The organism is Pseudomonas sp. PS01299, from assembly GCF_029960145.1.
GTDB lineage: Bacteria > Pseudomonadota > Gammaproteobacteria > Pseudomonadales > Pseudomonadaceae > Aquipseudomonas > Aquipseudomonas putida_A.
Genome location: NZ_JASCPO010000064.1, coordinates 1 through 16,144 on the forward strand (window position 1 = coordinate 1; position 16,144 = coordinate 16,144).

Consider the following 16,144-nt stretch of genomic DNA (forward strand, 5'->3'; position numbering starts at 1 on the left):
GGGCTTGCTCGCGAATGCGGTGTATCAGTTAACGATGATGTCGACTGACACTCCGTCTTCGCGAGCAAGCCCGCTCCCACATTCGGTTCTGTGTAAGTCTCAGTGGCCGTGGCTACGGCCTACATGGGAGTGTTCGACTTCCGTCGCCACAACCCCGCCACTCACCTCCAGCCGCTGCAAAATCCCGCACTGATCCGCCCCCGGCCCTTCGCCACAGCGTTGGCGCAGGTCGAGCAGTTGTGTCTGCAACGCCAGCAACCCGTCAATCCGCGCCTTTACATGCTGGATATGCTCGTCGATCAGCGCATTGACGTTTTCGCACTGGTCCTGCGGGCTGTCGCGCAAGGTCAGCAGGCTGCGGATTTCTTCGAGGGTCATGTCGAGGGTGCGGCAGTTGCGGATGAAGGTCAGGCGTTCGGCGTGGGCGTGGGTGTAAACGCGGTAGTTACCGTCGCTGCGCGCCGGCTCCGGCAGCAGGTTTTCGCGCTCGTAATAGCGGATGGTTTCCACGGCGCAGTCGGTGAGTTTGGCCAGTTCTCCGATCTTCATGACGGCAATCTCCAAAAGGGTGCTTGACCCTATAGTGGCTACAGGGTCTTTACTTGGCAACAGGCACCTTCATGGACGCGACCAATGAGCGATTCCCAGCACACCCACAAGCCCGGCGACGGGCACGATCATAGCCACAGCCATAAATTGCAGCCTGTGCATAAGCACGAACATGGCGGCGATTCCTGCTGCGGGTCGAAAGCCGCAGCACCGGCACCGGTTCATTCGCACGAAGATTCTTGCTGCTCGTCGACAGTCGCCGCGCCTGCGTTGGTGCAACTGAGCGAAAAGACCAGCGCTGACGCCCGCCTGAGCAGTTTCCGCATCGAAGCGATGGACTGCCCGACCGAGCAGACGCTGATCCAGAACAAACTCGGCAAGCTGGCCGGTGTGCAGCAGCTGGAGTTCAACCTGATCAACCGCGTGCTCGGCGTGACCCACAATCTGCCGGACACCGCGCCGATCACCGAGGCGATCACGTCCTTGGGCATGCACGCCGAGCCACTGGAGGCGGGCGTCGAAGCCCCGACCCCGGCGCCGGTGAAAAAACACTGGTGGCCCCTGGCGCTGTCCGGTGTCGGCGCGCTGGCGGCCGAAGTGATCCATTTCACCAACGCTGCGCCAACCTGGGTGGTGGCGATCATTGCGCTGATCTCGATCCTCAGCGGCGGCCTGACAACCTATAAAAAGGGCTGGATCGCCCTGAAGAACCGCAACCTCAACATCAACGCGCTGATGAGCATCGCGGTGACCGGTGCGGTGCTGATCGGGCAGTGGCCGGAAGCGGCGATGGTGATGTTCCTGTTCACCGTGGCCGAGTTGATCGAGGCGCGCTCGCTGGATCGTGCGCGCAATGCCATCAGCGGCCTGATGCAGATGACCCCGGAACAGGCCACGGTGCAGCAAGCCGACGGCAACTGGATCGAACAAGAGGTTAAAAGCGTCGAACTCGGCGCCCGCGTGCGGGTAAAACCCGGCGAGCGCATTGCGCTGGACGGCGAGGTCGTCAGCGGCAGTTCGACCATCGATCAGGCGCCGATCACCGGTGAAAGCCTGCCGGTGGAGAAAACCGTGGGCGACAAAGTCTTCGCCGGCACCATCAACCAGGCCGGTTCGCTGGAATACTCGGTGACTGCGGCGGCGAACAACTCGACCCTGGCGCGGATCATCCACGCCGTCGAGCAGGCTCAGGGCGCACGGGCACCGACTCAGCGCTTCGTCGATCAATTCTCGAAAATCTACACCCCGGTGGTGTTCGTGCTGGCGCTGGCGGTGGCGATCATTCCGCCGCTGTTTATGGGCGCGTTGTGGTTCGACTGGATCTACCGTGCGCTGGTGCTGCTGGTGGTGGCGTGTCCCTGTGCACTGGTGATTTCCACCCCGGTGACCATCGTCAGCGGCCTCGCGGCAGCGGCGCGCAAAGGCATTCTGGTCAAGGGTGGCGTGTACCTGGAGGGCGGTTTCAAGCTCGATTATCTGGCGCTGGACAAGACCGGCACGATCACCCACGGCAAACCGGTGCAGACCGATTACCTGTCGCTCGACCCGACCGCCGACGCCAGCGCTCCGGCAATCGCCGCCGCACTGGCCGGGCGCTCCGATCACCCGGTGTCGCTGGCCATCGCCAATGCGGCTGTGGATAAAAACCTCGCCGTGCTGACTGTGGATAACTTCGAAGCGCTGGCCGGTCGTGGCGTGAAGGGACAGGTCAACGGCCAGACCTATCACTTGGGCAACCATCGTCTGGTCGAGGAGCTGGGCCTGTGCTCGCCGCAACTGGAAGAGAAGCTGTTTGCGCTGGAGAAACAGGGCAAATCCGTGGTGTTGCTGCTCGACAGTTCTGGTCCGCTGGCGCTGTTCGCCGTGGCCGACACGGTCAAGGAGTCCAGCCGCGAAGCGATCCGCCAGTTGCACGCGCTGGGCGTGAAAACCATGATGCTCACCGGTGACAACGTGCACACCGCGCAGGCGATTGCCGCGCAGGTCGGCATCGATCAGGCCAAGGGCGACTTGCTGCCAACCGACAAGCTGCAAGCCATCGAAGCGCTTTATGCACAGGGTCATCGGGTGGGCATGGTTGGCGACGGCATCAACGACGCCCCGGCACTGGCCCGCGCCGAGATCGGTTTCGCCATGGCGGCCGCCGGCACCGACACCGCGATTGAAACCGCCGATGTCGCCCTGATGGACGACGATCTGCGCAAAATTCCCGCGTTCATCAGCCTGTCGCGTGACACCGCGAGCATCCTGAAACAGAACATCGCCTTGGCACTGGTGATCAAGGCTATCTTTCTTGGGGTAACCTTCGCCGGGCTCGCCACCATGTGGATGGCGGTGTTCGCCGACATGGGTGTGAGCCTGCTGGTGGTGTTCAACGGTTTGCGCCTGCTGCGTAAATAAACGATGAGGGATGGTTGTGCTGAGTGCCGAGCTGAAAGCGTTTTATATGGTCGCCCGCCTGGGCAGCATTACGCTGGCGGCGAAAAAGCTCGGCCTCAGCCAACCCACCGTGACCACGCAGATCCGTAATCTGGAAAGTCAGTACTCGGTGGAGCTGTTCTACCGTGGCGGCCGTCGTTTGAGTGTCAGCGACGAAGGCGCGCGGTTGCTGCCGATGGTCAAGACGCTGTTGCAGCAGGAGGCCGATATCGAGTTCTTCCTGCGCAACAGCGGTCAGGTGCAGGGCACGTTGCGCATCGCTGCCACTGCGCCGTATTACATCCTCGATCTGGTGAAGACCTTCCGCGAGCGCCTGCCGCAGGTGGAAGTGTCGGTGGAAATCGGCAACTCGCAGCAGGTGCTCGAAGCGCTGGAGGATTACCGGGTCGATGTCGCCGCGTCGTCGCAGTTGCTTGAGGATGCGCGGTTGATTCGCCGGGTATTGGGTAGCGATCCGCTGGTGCTGGCGGTGCATCGCAATCATCCGCTGGCGGCGCAGGAGCATGTGGCGTTGAGTGCGCTGGCCGGGCATACCTTGCTGATGCGCGAGTCCGGTTCGACCACCCGTCGCCTGACCGAGGAGTTGCTGCAAAGCGCCGGGGTCAGTTTCGGCCCGTTGCTGGAGATCGGCAGCCGCGAGTCGATCCGCGAGGCGGTGCTGCGCAATATCGGCATCAGCATCATTGCCCGCCAGGAAGTGCCGCACGATCCGCAGTTGCGGGTGCTGACCATCGAGAATGCGCCGCAGATTCCCGAGTATCTGTATTGCCTCAAGGAGCGCAAGGGTGCGCGGTTGCCGGCGGCGTTTCTTGGCCTGGCCCAAGAGATGTCCCCGGCCTGATTTCTTCAGTGCACATATGGGCCTCTTCGCGAGCAAGCCCGCTCCCACATTGGATTTGTGTTGTGAACACTGTCCCCGTGTGGGAGCGGGCTTGCTCGCGAAGGCGTCAGACCAGGCAACACATGACTTGAAACCTGAACCAAAATCCCCGAATACCACTATCAGCCGTTTTTGCCTCACTGCCACATGACGGACGCATTACAACTCTAGGATTGGCCCCATCAGCTTGATGAGGTCTGTCCATGAATCCTGCAATCGCAACTGCCCTGACCAACCCCGGTGCGCCGATGAAAGTGCGCGGCGTGCAGAAGCGCTTCGGCGCGTTCACCGCACTGGATAACGTCTCCCTCGATGTCGCGGCCGGTGAGCTGGTGTGCCTGCTCGGCCCGTCGGGTTGCGGCAAGACCACGCTGCTGCGCTGCATCGCCGGGCTGGAGAAGCAGGACAGCGGCGAGTTGTACCTCGGCGACCGCGATGTTTCGCACCTCGCGCCGCAGGCCCGGGATTACGGCATTCTGTTCCAGTCCTACGCGCTGTTCCCCAATCTGACCGTCGAAGCGAACATTGCCTACGGCCTCGCCGGCAGCGGTCGCGACGAAGTACGCCGTCGCGTCGGGCAGATGCTGGAACTGGTCGGCCTCACCGGCAGTGAGAAAAAGTACCCGGGCCAGTTGTCCGGCGGCCAGCAACAGCGTGTCGCCCTGGCTCGTGCCCTGGCCCCGGCGCCGTCGCTGCTATTGCTTGATGAGCCGATGTCGGCGCTGGACGCCCGGGTACGTGAGCATCTGTGCACCGAACTGCGCCAACTGCAGCGCAACCTCGGTATCACCACCCTGATGGTCACGCACAATCAGGACGAAGCCATGCTGATGGCCGACCGCATCGCCGTGATGAACAACGGTCGCGTCGAGCAATACGCCACCCCGCAGGAAATCTACAACCGCCCGGCCACGCCGTTCGTGGCCGAGTTCGTCGGGCAGGGCAACTGGCTGCCGTTCCAGCGCAGCAGCGCCAGTCACGCCCGGGTTGGCGGGATGGATGTGCGTCTGGCGGATGGTAGCGTCAGCGGCGCCTCGGGCCGACTGTTCTGCCGTCCGGAAGCAATCAGCGTCAATCCGTTGGTGCACGAAGAAAACCTGTTCCCGGCGAAAGTCCGTGAGATCACCTTTCTCGGCAATCGCTGCCGCATGAGCTTCGAACTCGACCAATTGCCGGGCCACGCGCTGCTCGCTGAACTGGCGCCGGAAGCCATGCCGCGCCTCGGCGCCCAGCAGATCATGGTCGCCTTGCCGCCGCGCAGCCTGCAGGTGTTCGCCTGATGAGCGCGAACATCGCACTGCCGCTACCGCACAAGCAGGCGCGGCGAGTGTCCGGGGCCGAGGTCGGTGACCGGATCTTCGTCCTCGGCGGCAAACTCCTGCTGCTATTGCTACTCGGTGTCGCTGTGCTGCTGCCGTTGCTGGCGATCTTCTGGCGCGGCTTCAGCAGCGAGGCCGGGCAGGGCGGTGGCTGGCTCGCCGCCAAGGAACTGGTGAGCAGCGCGAATTTCCACTGGCTGCTCGGCAACAGCCTGAAAGTTTCCCTCAGCGTCGCGGCCATCGTCGTACCGCTGGCCTACCTGTTTGCCTACGCCCTGCAACGTACATTGATTCCAGCCAAGGGCATCTGGCGCGGGATTTCCCTGCTGCCATTGATGGCGCCATCGATGCTGCCGGGTATCGCATTGGTCTATCTGTTCGGCAACCAGGGCATGTTGCGCGGGCTGCTCTCGGACAATATCTACGGTTTCTGGGGCATTGTGCTGGGTGAGGTGATCTACACCTTTCCCCATGCGCTGATGATTCTGCTGTCGGCGCTGTCGCTGGCCGATGCGCGGCTGTTCGATGCGGCGTCGAGCATGGGCGCCAGTCCGGCGAAAGCCTTTCGCAGCATCACCTGGCCGGCGACCCGGCAGGCAGTGTTCGCCGCGTTCTGCTTGGTGTTCACCCTGACCATCACAGATTTCGGCGTGCCGGTGGTGGTCGGTGGCGACTATCAAGTGCTGGCGCTGGAAGCCTACAAAGCCGTGGTCGGCCAGCAACAATTCGGTCGCGGGGCGCTGATCGGCATGGTGCTGTTGCTGCCGGCGCTGTTCAGCTTCGGCGTCGATGCCTGGTTGCGTCGGCGTCACGGCGATTCCATGAGCGGCCGCGCGCAGGTGTTCAAACCGGCGCCGTCGAAATTGCGTGATGCCTGCTATCTGGCGATTGTTTTGTTGATCAGCGCGGCGCTGCTGCTGGTGTTCGGCATGGCAGTGTTTTCGTCGCTGGTGAAGTTCTGGCCGTACAACCTGTCGCTGTCGCTCAACCACTACCAGTTCAACGAGACCGCCGGCGGTGGCTGGCTGGCGTACAGCAACAGCTTGAAGATGGCGCTGGGCACGGCGCTGATTGGCAGCGTGCTGATCTTCACTGGCGCTTACCTGATGGAGAAAACCCGCAGCCAACGCGGCCTCAACCTGACGTTGCGCATGCTCAGTTTCATCCCGATGGCAGTGCCGGGGCTGGTGCTTGGCCTGGGTTACGTCTTTTTCTTCAACCTCAGCGGCAACCCGCTGCACGTGCTGTACGGCACGATGACCCTGCTGATCGTCTGCACCATTGCGCACTATTTGACCACCGCGCAAATGACCGCGACCACCGCGCTGCGCCAGCTCGACGCCGAGTTCGAAGCCGCCGCGCTGTCGCTCAAGGCGCCGCTGTACCGCCATTACCTGCGCGTCACCGTGCCGATCTGCCTGCCGGCGCTACTGGACATCGTGCGCTACCTGTTCGTCTCGGCGATGACCACGGTGTCGGCGGCGATCTTCCTCTACAGCCCCGACACCATCCTCGCGGCGGTCGCGGTGCTGAACATGGATGACGCCGGCAACGTCGGCGGCGCGGCAGCGATGTCGACCCTGATTCTGTTCACCTCGGCAGGCGTGTCCTTGCTGCTGGCGTGGGCTTCGCGCGGCTTGCTGCGCCGTTCCCAGGCCTGGCGGCAAACCGCGCCCGGTCACTGATTGACGACTTATCCCTACAGCCTCAACTCACCGACAGGAAAACGATCATGTTCAAGCCTATGGCCCTGGCCGCTGCTGTGCTCGCTACTTTCAGCCTGAATGCCTTCGCGGCAAAAACCGAGTTGACGGTGTACACCGCCCTCGAAGCCGAGCAACTGACCGCTTACAAAGCCGCGTTCGAGAAGGCCAACCCGGACGTCGAGATCAAGTGGGTGCGCGATTCCACCGGGATCATCACCGCCAAACTCCTCGCCGAAAAGGCCCGTCCGCAGGCTGACGCGGTCTGGGGCCTGGCCGCTTCGAGCCTGGCGATCCTCGATCAGCAGGGCATGCTGCAAAGCTATGCACCGAAGGATCTGGGCAAGATCGGCGCGAACTACCGCGACGCCGCCAACCCGCCAGCCTGGGTCGGCATGGACGTGTGGGCCGCGACCATTTGCTTCAACACCGTGGAAGCCGAGAAGCAGGGCTTGAGCAAGCCGGTGAGCTGGCAGGATCTGACCAAGCCTGAGTACAAGGGCAAGATCGTCATGCCTAACCCGGCGTCGTCCGGCACCGGTTTCCTCGACGTCAGCGCCTGGCTGCAAACCTTCGGCGAGAAGCAGGGCTGGGCCTACATGGACGGTCTGCACCAGAACATCGGCCAGTACGTTCACTCCGGTTCCAAGCCTTGCAAATTGGCGGCAGCAGGCGAGTTTCCGATCGGCATTTCCTTTGAGTATCCAGCCGTACAGCTGAAGCGCCAGGGCGCGCCGCTGGACATCATCCTGCCGAAAGAAGGCCTGGGCTGGGAGATCGAGGCGACTGCCGTGATCAAAGGCACCCCGCATGAAGACGCGGCGAAAAAACTCGCGGACTTCTCCGCCAGCGCTGAGGCAATGGATCTGTACAAGGAAAACTTCGCCGTCCTCGCCCAGCCGGGCATCGCCAAGCCGCAGACCGAACTGCCGGCCGACTACGAGCAGCGCCTGATCAAGAACGACTTTGCCTGGGCCTCGAAGAACCGCGACGAGATCCTCACCGAGTGGCGCAAGCGTTATGACGGCAAGTCCGAGAAAGTCGTCGCCAAGTAAGATCTTTATCGACTGACAGGGCCTCTTCGCGAGCAAGCCCGCTCCCACATTCGACCGAGTTCCACCGGAAGGAATGCGATCAAACTGTGGGAGCGGGCTTGCTCGCGAAGGCGGTCTCCCATTCAGGGAAAATCTCCATGACTCAACACAAAGACCTGCTGATCGTCGGCGCCGGCATCCTCGGCCTGTCCCACGCCTACGCCGCCGCCAAACGCGGCCTCAAGGTCAGCGTTTTCGAACGCACCGCCACGCCCCTCGGCGCTTCGGTGCGTAACTTCGGTCAGGCGCTGGTCACCGGCCAGCCACCGGGGCCGATGCTTGAACTGGCCAAGGCCAGCCGCGAGATCTGGGGTGACTGGGCGCAACTCGCCGGTCTGCAGATCAAGCGAAACGGCTCGTACCTGTTCGCCCGCAGCGAAGCCGAAGAACACTTGCTCGAAGCTTTCTGCAACGGCCGCGCCGTGGAGCACGGGTACAACGTCGCTTTGCTGCGTGGCGCCGCCCTGCGTGATCTGTATCACGGTCAGTTCAGCCACCACCGCGCGGCGCTGCACGGCATGGACGATCAACAGCTGTACTCGCGTGAAGCGATTCCGGCGTTGATCGACTATCTGCGCCGCGACCTCGGCGTCGAGTTTCACTTCAGTACGCTGGTGCGCGACGTCGAACCGGGGCACCTGCACAGTACCGCCGGCAGCTTCACGGCAAAGCAAATCATCGTCTGCTCCGGCCACGATTATCAGACCCTGCTGGCCGAACCGATTGCCGCGCTCGATCCGCAGATCTGCCGCCTGCAAATGCTCCGCGCCAAACCGCAGATCGAGCTGAATCTGCAACACGCCTTGCTCACCGGTTTGAGCTGCGTGCACTACGGCGCCTTCGCCGATTTGCCAGAAGCGGCGGCGGTGCAGGCGCAGATCCTGCGCGAACAACCGCACCTGCACGACAACGGCATTCACCTGCTGATCAGTCCGACGCCGTATGGCGAGCTGATCATCGGCGATTCGCACCATTACGGCAGCGATCCGTCGCCGTTCAACGCCGAGCAAGTGGACAACTGGATGCTCGAACTGGCCGAGCAGACGCTGGGCTGCAAGGTGCAAGTGGTCGAGCGTTGGCAGGGCGTCTATGGTGCACGGGGGCCGGGACCGTTTTCATTGCTGCGTCCGGCACCGGGGCTGAGTGTGGCGCTGATGCACACCGGAGTCGGCATGAGCGTCGGTCCGGCACTGGCCGAGCACAACGTGGCGCAATTGCTGGAGGAAATGTGATGGCGGCGCATGCGCAAGTCGTTGACCGGGTGTTTGCGCTGTATGAACGCTTTGGTGCAAGTGATTACATCGGCGAGCCGGTGTCGCAGATCGAACACATGTCCCAGGCAGCGCAGTTGGCGATGGCTGAAGGCTTTGATGATGAAGTGGTGCTGGCGGCGTTCTTCCATGACATCGGCCATCTGTGTGCCGAAGGCGCCGAGAACATGGGCGGTTATGGTGTGGTCAGCCATGAGCGGCTGGGGGCGGATTATTTGCGTGAGGCGGGATTCAGTGAGCGCCTGGCGCGGTTGGTGGAATATCACGTTGAGGCCAAGCGCTATCTGACCTTGCGTGAGCCTGGGTATTTCGAACGCCTGAGTGAAGCGAGTCGCCGCACGCTGGAATATCAGGGCGGGGTGATGAGCGAGGCTGAGGCGGATGTGTTTGAGCGGGATTCGTTGTGTGCCGTCAGCTTGCGCATGCGCCAGTGGGACGAGCTGGCCAAGGAGAGGGCGGTGCCGGTGATGGATTTGGGTGTGCTGAAGCGCAAGGCTGAGGTTTTGTTGTCGGCTGAGTGATTGCAACCCTCACCCCAGCCCTCTCCCGGAGGGAGAGGGAGCCGACCGTGTTGTTCTTGGGCCCTACATCGATCTGAAATATCCAGTCGAACTCAGGTTTTGAAAAGCCAGAAGATCTGCTCCCTTCCCCCTCTACCCCTTGGGGGAGAGGGCTGGGGTGAGGGGGTAGCGATCTAAAGCTCAAGCACCCGATCAACCAACGCCTCAATCTGCTCCTGCCGCTCCGCCTGATTCAACTTCGCATGCGGATTGAGCGAAGACCACTGCGGATGCGCCCGCGCCTTGCTCAGCGCATCCGGCAACTTGCCTTCGCGCCAGGTCTTGTCCTGCGGGGTGGCGACCTGGACCGCGTCCATCGCCGCATGCCCGCGCTGATCGAGCGCCAACAGCAACTGCCGCTGCCGCAGCGCCAACAACCGCAGCACCCCGTCATCCACGGTCAACTCCCGCTGGCCCTTGATCTTGCCGAGCAAGCGGCTGCCATAACTGCGCGCGGTTTGCAGTGCACCACCGGCAATCGCACCGGCCAATGCCGCCGCACCGAGGGTAATCCCGCCGACCAGCAAATCCACGCCAGCCCCGGCAGCGGCACCGGCAGCAATCCCGCCGCCCACCCGCACGCCGAGTTGCTTCAGGGTTTCCGGGTTGAACAGATCATCGCCCCAACGCCCATCGAGCAACGGCAGATCACTGGCCGCCGCATCCTGCGGGCGAAACGCATAGAGTTTGAGCAACGCTTCGACGCATTTCTGTTCACGCTGGCGCACGGCCTTGCGCAGTTCGCTGATCGCTTGCTGTTCCTGCTCGGCCTCGCTGACCACGCTGCGTCGGCAGGCGGCGCAGTCGATGAGCAATTCGGCGATCAGGCGCGCCGCACTTTGCTGGCGGGCGAGGCGCTGGGCCTGTTGATCGGCGATCAAGCGCTCCAGTTGCGGACGGGCGTTTTCCAGGAGCAGCGCGAGGCTTTCGTACAGGCGCCGCTCGCCATCTTCCGGCGGCGCCACGCTGTCGAACCGCACCAGCGCATGCAGGCCAAGCCGCGCCAAGGCCTCGCGCCAGTCCGGTTCGCGATGGTTGGCGCTGCTGACGAAATTCAGCACCGGCAGCAGCGGTTTGCCGCAACTGGCCAGCACTTCGAGTTCGTCGCGATATTTGGCCAGCACCGGTTCGCGGGCGTCGATCACATACAGACCGGCGTCGGAGGCGAGTAGCTGCCGCAGCACTTTCGCCTCCTGTTCGAAACGCTGGCGCGCCTCGCTGCCGTCGAGAAACCGCGCCAGTCGCGCCGGGCCGTCGAGGCGTTCGCCGGGGCGTTCCAGACGCTCAAGGAAATCCAACAGGGCGATGGCGTCTTCCAGTCCCGGCGTGTCGTAAAGATCGAGCAACGGCTCGCCGTCCACCGACAACCGCGCACCCTCGACATGTCGAGTAGTGCTCGGCCGGTGCGAGACTTCGCCGAAACCGACGTCGCGGGTCAGGGTGCGCAGCAGCGAAGTCTTGCCGACGTTGGTGTGGCCGACCACCGCGAGTTTCAGCGGCGCTTTCCGGGCATCAGTCATGACCTGTCTCCAGCCAGTTCAACGGCGCGCAATCGGCGAACGGCAGCTCCAGTTGTTGCAGCGCGACGTGCCAGTCGCCGAGGCGGGCGCTGTCCAGCGCTTCGCCGGGCGGCGCTTGCAGCAGCCAGACGCGGGTGGCGCTGGCGTTGCGCGCCAGTTCGGCGATCAGCGCGAGGCTGCCGCGATCCGGCGAGCGCCGTGGATCGCAGGCGATCAGCAGACGCGCCGGGGGGAAACGGCTGAGTTGTTCGAGCAGTTTGTGCCGCGATTCGCGGCTGTCGAGAATGCCGGCGTTGCTCACGGTTTTCGGCAGGGCCGGTGGCCACGGGCGCTGATCGTCGAGTTCGATAGCGACCAGCAAAGCGCCGTCGCTGACGTGTTCGCTGACGCTGCTTTCGACCCGATGCAACTGCTGCGGCGCCGCGTCGTTGATGCCGAGACGTTCGCTGGTCGGCATCAGCCGCTCACGCAACTGGGCGTAACCGGGCAGGTTCAGGTCCAGCGTCAGCGCGGCTTTGCCGCGACTCCAGCGCCAGAAACACAACAGCGCCAGCAGCAGGCGCGGCAGCACGCCGTAGACCACCAGCACACCGACCAGCCAAGTCGCCCAGGCCTGCCGCGCGCTTTCGATATCCAGCGCTGCGCCACCACTGGCGCGGATCATCTCCACGGTTGGCACGTTGAAGCCGAGCAGCGCCGGCAGCGCGCCGAGGGCTTGGGTCAGGTTGATAAAGGTGTCGGCGCTGAGAATGGTGGTTTCCCAGACGAAACCATAGCGCCGGGTCGCCATCAGTGTCAGCAGCAACAGCAGTGCGCTGAGCATCGCCAGCAACCACAGGCCATTGACCAAAGTGCCGAGCGCCCAGCGATTGAGTTTCCTGCGCTGCAACATCAGCAGCAGGGCCGGCGCGAGTTGCGCGGCTTTGGCATCGCGGGCGAGTTTTTCGCTGAGCCACAGCCACAAGCGCCCGAGGGTGGCGCCGTGTTCACCGGCAAAGATCAGCCCCAGCGCCCAGCTCAGCAGCAGAATCAGGTTCAGCCCGAGCAGGCTGCCCAGGGCCCAGAACACATTGACCGGCGTCTGGCTCAGTGCGGCGAAGGCCAGCCCGGCGCCGCTCAGCAGCGCGAAAATGACCAGCAGCACCAGCGCCAGACGCGCGCCTTGCAGCCAGTGCTGGAGTGCTGCGCTCAGCCCGTCGCGCTCGGCCAGCCACACGGCGCGGCGCTGAATACGGCCCGGCAGATCGCCGCCGGCCGTGCGGGCCAGACGATTGGCTTCCAGATCTTCCAGGGGGCCTGCGTGTTCTTCGCGCAGGCGGATGGTTTCCGTCAACCAGAGGTTTTGCAGTGGAGTCAGTTCAGTCACGCGCCATTCCGTTGCTCGATTGAGCAGTGAGCATAACCGCTGTGGCGCTTATCGGGTCAAGCGAGGCTCTGGTATCCTCGCCGGCATGACTAAATCACTCCCCCTTAGCCTGATCGCAGCCCTCGGTGAAAACCGCGTGATCGGCGTCGACAATAGCATGCCCTGGCACCTGCCGGGGGACTTCAAATACTTCAAGGCCACGACCCTCGGCAAGCCGATCATCATGGGCCGTAAGACCTGGGACTCCCTCGGCCGTCCGCTGCCGGGCCGCTTGAACATCGTGGTCAGCCGTCAGCCGGATCTGCTGCTGGAAGGGGCGGAGGTGTATCCGTCGCTGGAAGCTGCAGTGGTGCGCGCCGAGGAATGGGCGAAAGCGCAGGGTGTCGATGAATTGATGTTGATTGGCGGCGCGCAGTTGTATGCACAGGGGCTGGCGCAGGCAGATCGTTTGTATCTGACCCGAGTGGCGCTGAGCCCGGAAGGCGATGCGTGGTTTCCGGAGTTTGACCTGAACCAGTGGAAGCTGGTGTCGAACGTGCCGAATCCGGCTGAGGGCGACAAGCCCGCGTACAGCTTCGAGGTCTGGGAAAAAGCTTAAAAGCTTCGCGAGCAAGCCCGCTCCCACATTGGATTTGTGTCGATCACAGATCCAATGTGGGAGCGGGCTTGCTCGCGAAGAGGGCAGGTCAGGCAAAGAAGAATTTAAGCCTGAGCAAGCTCCGCATGCTCATCCGCATCCAGCAGTGCTTTATCGGTCTGCTGCATCACTTGGCTGGTAATCGCACCGGCCGTGATCGAACCACTCACGTTCAACGCCGTGCGCCCCATGTCGATCAGCGGCTCCACCGAAATCAGCAGCGCCACCAGTGACACCGGCAAGCCCATCGCCGGCAGCACGATCAGCGCAGCAAACGTCGCGCCGCCACCAACACCGGCCACACCGGCCGAACTCAAGGTCACAATCGCCACCAGCGTCGCGATCCACAGCGGGTCCAGCGGGTTGATGCCGACTGTTGGCGCAACCATCACCGCCAACATCGCCGGGTACAGACCGGCGCAACCGTTCTGGCCGATGGTCGCACCGAACGAGGCGGCGAAACTGGCGATCGACTGCGGAATGCCCAGACGACGGGTCTGCGCTTCGATGCTCAGCGGAATACTCGCCGCGCTGGAACGGCTAGTGAACGCGAACGTCAGCACCGGCCAGATCTTGCGGAAGAACCGCAGCGGATTGATCCCGGCCGCCGACACCAGCAGGCCGTGCACCACGAACATCAGGCCCAGACCGAGGTACGAGACCACGACGAAACTGCCGAGCTTGATGATGTCCTGCAGGTTGGAACCGGCAACCACTTTGGTCATCAGCGCCAGCACGCCGTACGGGGTCAGCTTCATCACCAGACGCACCAGACGCATCACCCAGGCTTGCAGGGTGTCGATGGCGTTGATCACTTTCTGACCTTTCTCGGCATCATCCTTGAGCAGTTGCAGCGCCGCGACCCCGAGGAACGCGGCGAAGATCACCACGCTGATGATCGAGGTCGGCTTGGCCCGCGCCAGATCGGCGAACGGGTTCTGCGGAATGAACGACAGCAGCAGCTGCGGCACATTCAGGTCGGCAACCTTGCCGGCGTAGTCGGTCTGGATGGTTTGCAGGCGGGCCATTTCCTGCGTGCCGGCGACCAGGCCTTCGGCGGTGAGGCCGAACAGGTTGGTCAGGCCGATACCGATCAGCGCCGCGATCGCGGTGGTGAACAGCAGGGTGCCGATGGTCAGGAAGCTGATCTTGCCCAGCGACGAGGCGTTGTGCAGACGCGCGACCGCACTGAGGATCGAGGCGAACACCAGCGGGATCACGATCATTTGCAGCAACTGCACGTAACCGTTGCCGACCAGATCGAACCAGCCGATCGAAGCTTTCAGTACCGGGTTGCCGGCACCGTAAACGGTGTGCAGGGCAACACCGAACGCTACGCCGAGTACCAGCGCGAGCAGGACTTTTTTCGCCAGGCTCCACGTCGTGTGGCGGGTTTGCGCCAGACCGAAGAGCAGGGCGAGGAACACCAGCAGATTGAGGATCAGCGGCAGATTCATGAAGACTCCGATAAGACTTGTGCCAGTCGCCTTCTTGGGCAACTGCGAACCGGCAAGCCTAACAGTTTGATTTCCAATGAATTAATACCGAAATCGCAGGTTGTCCGTCGTTTTTGGAATAAGCACTTGTCGCTCTCGGCAATGCAACTGGCGTTGAGGAGACGTAAGCGGTCGCTGACAGACGAGGACTGTCACACTTATTTGTTAGCGTCGATGTCTTTCAGTCAGGGAGAAAACGCCGATGAAGTTCGCACCGAAAATGCTCGCTGTGGTTCTTGGATTGGGCTTGGCCGCTCACGCATTCGCCACCGACCTGAAGCACTGGCCGGCGGATCAGGCCAAGGCACTCGACGCGATGATCGCCGCCAATGCCAACAAGGGTAACTACGCGGTGTTCGACATGGACAACACCAGTTACCGCTACGACCTTGAAGAGTCGTTGCTGCCGTTCATGGAAAACAAGGGCCTGATCACCCGCGACAAACTCGATCCCTCCCTGAAACTGATGCCGTTCAAGGACACCGCCGACCATAAGGAGAGCCTGTTCAGTTACTACTATCGCCTGTGCGAAGTCGACGACATGGTCTGCTACCCGTGGGTAGCACAGGTGTTCTCCGGCTTCACTCTCAAGGAACTCAAGGGCTACGTCGATGAGCTGATGGCGTCGGGCAAACCGGTGCCGGCGACCTATTACGAAGGCGATGTAGTGAAGAACATCGATGTGCAGCCGCCGAAAGTCTTCACCGGCCAGGCCGAGCTGTACAACAAGCTGATGGAGAACGGCATCGAGGTTTACGTGATGACCGCCGCTTCAGAAGAGCTGGTGCGCATGGTCGCGGCTGATCCGAAGTACGGCTACAACGTCAAACCGCAGAACGTGATCGGCGTGACCATGTTGCTGAAGAACCGCGAAACCGGCGAGCTGACGACCGCGCGCAAGCAGATCACCGCCGGCAAATATGACGAGAAGGCCAACCTCGGTCTGGAGTTGACGCCGTACCTGTGGACCCCGGCAACCTGGATGGCCGGCAAACACGCGGCGATCTTGACCTACATTGATGAGTGGAAAAAACCGGTACTGGTGGGCGGCGACACACCGAGCAGCGACGGCTACATGCTGTTCCACGATGTGGATGTAGCCAAGGGCGGCATTCACTTGTGGGTCAACCGCAAGGACAAATACATGACCCAGCTCAACGGCATGATGGCCAAACACGCAGCGGCGCAGGCCAAGGAAGGATTGCCGGTGACGGCGGACAAGAACTGGGTGATCGTCAAGCCTGAAGAAATCCAGTAAGCCCCCAATCCCTGTTGGAACTCAGATTCCAGAATCACTGACAGTCCCTTGT

At 62.6% G+C, this 16,144-nt stretch carries 13 protein-coding genes and 1 pseudogene; 9 read left to right on the top strand and 5 right to left on the bottom strand.

All coding sequences use genetic code 11. The annotated features are described in order from the left end of the window. Both QMX91_RS13780 and cadR read right to left on the bottom strand, forming a co-directional pair. Positions 1–80: pseudogene (locus tag QMX91_RS13780) on the bottom strand (DUF4381 domain-containing protein); the annotation flags it as partial. A gap of 19 nt (positions 81–99) precedes the next feature. Continuing rightward, positions 100–549: a Cd(II)/Pb(II)-responsive transcriptional regulator gene (gene cadR / locus QMX91_RS13785; protein ID WP_098966121.1), complete on the bottom strand. Its 450-nt coding sequence runs from the start codon at positions 547–549 to the stop codon at positions 100–102. Positions 550–633: 84 nt separating this feature from the next. Here cadR and QMX91_RS13790 point away from each other — a divergent pair, with 84 nt between their 5' ends. The 7 genes from QMX91_RS13790 (at position 634) to QMX91_RS13820 (ending at position 9,776) form a co-directional block, all read left to right on the top strand. Beyond that, positions 634–2,949: a heavy metal translocating P-type ATPase gene (locus QMX91_RS13790; RefSeq protein WP_282412887.1), complete on the top strand. Its 2,316-nt coding sequence runs from the start codon at positions 634–636 to the stop codon at positions 2,947–2,949. Positions 2,950–2,965: 16 nt separating this feature from the next. Further along, a complete protein-coding gene (locus tag QMX91_RS13795) occupies positions 2,966–3,829 on the top strand; it encodes a LysR family transcriptional regulator (RefSeq protein ID WP_282412896.1) in 864 nt (287 codons plus the stop codon). A gap of 242 nt (positions 3,830–4,071) precedes the next feature. Continuing rightward, positions 4,072–5,148, top strand: coding sequence for a putative 2-aminoethylphosphonate ABC transporter ATP-binding protein (locus tag QMX91_RS13800; protein WP_003229183.1), 1,077 nt, complete (start codon positions 4,072–4,074; stop codon positions 5,146–5,148). Beyond that, positions 5,148–6,872 (top strand): putative 2-aminoethylphosphonate ABC transporter permease subunit, encoded by a 1,725-nt coding sequence (locus QMX91_RS13805; protein ID WP_282412888.1) that lies wholly within the window; start codon positions 5,148–5,150, stop codon positions 6,870–6,872. Before QMX91_RS13800 ends, QMX91_RS13805 begins: the two co-directional genes overlap by 1 nt. 47 nt (positions 6,873–6,919) lie before the next feature. Next, entirely contained in the window at positions 6,920–7,945 is a 1,026-nt protein-coding gene (locus QMX91_RS13810) for a putative 2-aminoethylphosphonate ABC transporter substrate-binding protein (RefSeq protein WP_003229178.1), read from the top strand. Between the two features lie 137 nt (positions 7,946–8,082). After that, positions 8,083–9,216, top strand: a complete 1,134-nt coding sequence (locus QMX91_RS13815; protein ID WP_282412889.1) for a TIGR03364 family FAD-dependent oxidoreductase — start codon at positions 8,083–8,085, stop codon at positions 9,214–9,216. After that, positions 9,216–9,776: a phosphonate degradation HD-domain oxygenase gene (locus QMX91_RS13820; protein WP_282412890.1), complete on the top strand. Its 561-nt coding sequence runs from the start codon at positions 9,216–9,218 to the stop codon at positions 9,774–9,776. Before QMX91_RS13815 ends, QMX91_RS13820 begins: the two co-directional genes overlap by 1 nt. Positions 9,777–9,949: 173 nt before the next feature. Here the strand turns inward: QMX91_RS13820 and QMX91_RS13825 are convergent, their stop codons facing one another. Next, on the bottom strand, positions 9,950–11,335 hold the full coding sequence (locus tag QMX91_RS13825; protein WP_282412891.1) for a GTPase/DUF3482 domain-containing protein: 1,386 nt from the start codon (positions 11,333–11,335) through the stop codon (positions 9,950–9,952). Next, on the bottom strand, positions 11,328–12,701 hold the full coding sequence (locus QMX91_RS13830; protein ID WP_282412892.1) for a DUF2868 domain-containing protein: 1,374 nt from the start codon (positions 12,699–12,701) through the stop codon (positions 11,328–11,330). The genes QMX91_RS13825 and QMX91_RS13830 overlap by 8 nt, the downstream gene beginning before the upstream one ends. An 85-nt stretch (positions 12,702–12,786) precedes the next feature. On the opposite strand from QMX91_RS13830, the gene QMX91_RS13835 reads away from it, so the two are divergent. After that, on the top strand, positions 12,787–13,299 hold the full coding sequence (locus QMX91_RS13835; RefSeq protein ID WP_282412893.1) for a dihydrofolate reductase: 513 nt from the start codon (positions 12,787–12,789) through the stop codon (positions 13,297–13,299). Between the two features lie 104 nt (positions 13,300–13,403). Here QMX91_RS13835 and QMX91_RS13840 read toward each other — a convergent pair whose 3' ends face one another. Next, positions 13,404–14,795 (bottom strand): L-cystine transporter, encoded by a 1,392-nt coding sequence (locus QMX91_RS13840; protein WP_097088937.1) that lies wholly within the window; start codon positions 14,793–14,795, stop codon positions 13,404–13,406. A gap of 241 nt (positions 14,796–15,036) precedes the next feature. Here QMX91_RS13840 and QMX91_RS13845 point away from each other — a divergent pair, with 241 nt between their 5' ends. Continuing rightward, on the top strand, positions 15,037–16,092 hold the full coding sequence (locus QMX91_RS13845) for a haloacid dehalogenase-like hydrolase (RefSeq protein ID WP_223006976.1): 1,056 nt from the start codon (positions 15,037–15,039) through the stop codon (positions 16,090–16,092). Positions 16,093–16,144 lie beyond the last annotated feature (52 nt).

Bases quoted from the DNA above. Each gene is read 5' to 3' on its own strand.
- cadR (WP_098966121.1), bottom strand. From the start codon at position 549: ATGAAGATCGGAGAACTGGCCAAACTCACCGACTGCGCCGTGGAAACC.
- QMX91_RS13790 (WP_282412887.1), top strand. From the start codon at position 634: ATGAGCGATTCCCAGCACACCCACAAGCCCGGCGACGGGCACGATCAT.
- QMX91_RS13800 (WP_003229183.1), top strand. From the start codon at position 4,072: ATGAATCCTGCAATCGCAACTGCCCTGACCAACCCCGGTGCGCCGATG.
- QMX91_RS13805 (WP_282412888.1), top strand. From the start codon at position 5,148: ATGAGCGCGAACATCGCACTGCCGCTACCGCACAAGCAGGCGCGGCGA.
- QMX91_RS13810 (WP_003229178.1), top strand. From the start codon at position 6,920: ATGTTCAAGCCTATGGCCCTGGCCGCTGCTGTGCTCGCTACTTTCAGC.
- QMX91_RS13815 (WP_282412889.1), top strand. From the start codon at position 8,083: ATGACTCAACACAAAGACCTGCTGATCGTCGGCGCCGGCATCCTCGGC.
- QMX91_RS13820 (WP_282412890.1), top strand. From the start codon at position 9,216: ATGGCGGCGCATGCGCAAGTCGTTGACCGGGTGTTTGCGCTGTATGAA.
- QMX91_RS13825 (WP_282412891.1), bottom strand. From the start codon at position 11,335: ATGACTGATGCCCGGAAAGCGCCGCTGAAACTCGCGGTGGTCGGCCAC.
- QMX91_RS13835 (WP_282412893.1), top strand. From the start codon at position 12,787: ATGACTAAATCACTCCCCCTTAGCCTGATCGCAGCCCTCGGTGAAAAC.
- QMX91_RS13840 (WP_097088937.1), bottom strand. From the start codon at position 14,795: ATGAATCTGCCGCTGATCCTCAATCTGCTGGTGTTCCTCGCCCTGCTC.
- QMX91_RS13845 (WP_223006976.1), top strand. From the start codon at position 15,037: ATGAAGTTCGCACCGAAAATGCTCGCTGTGGTTCTTGGATTGGGCTTG.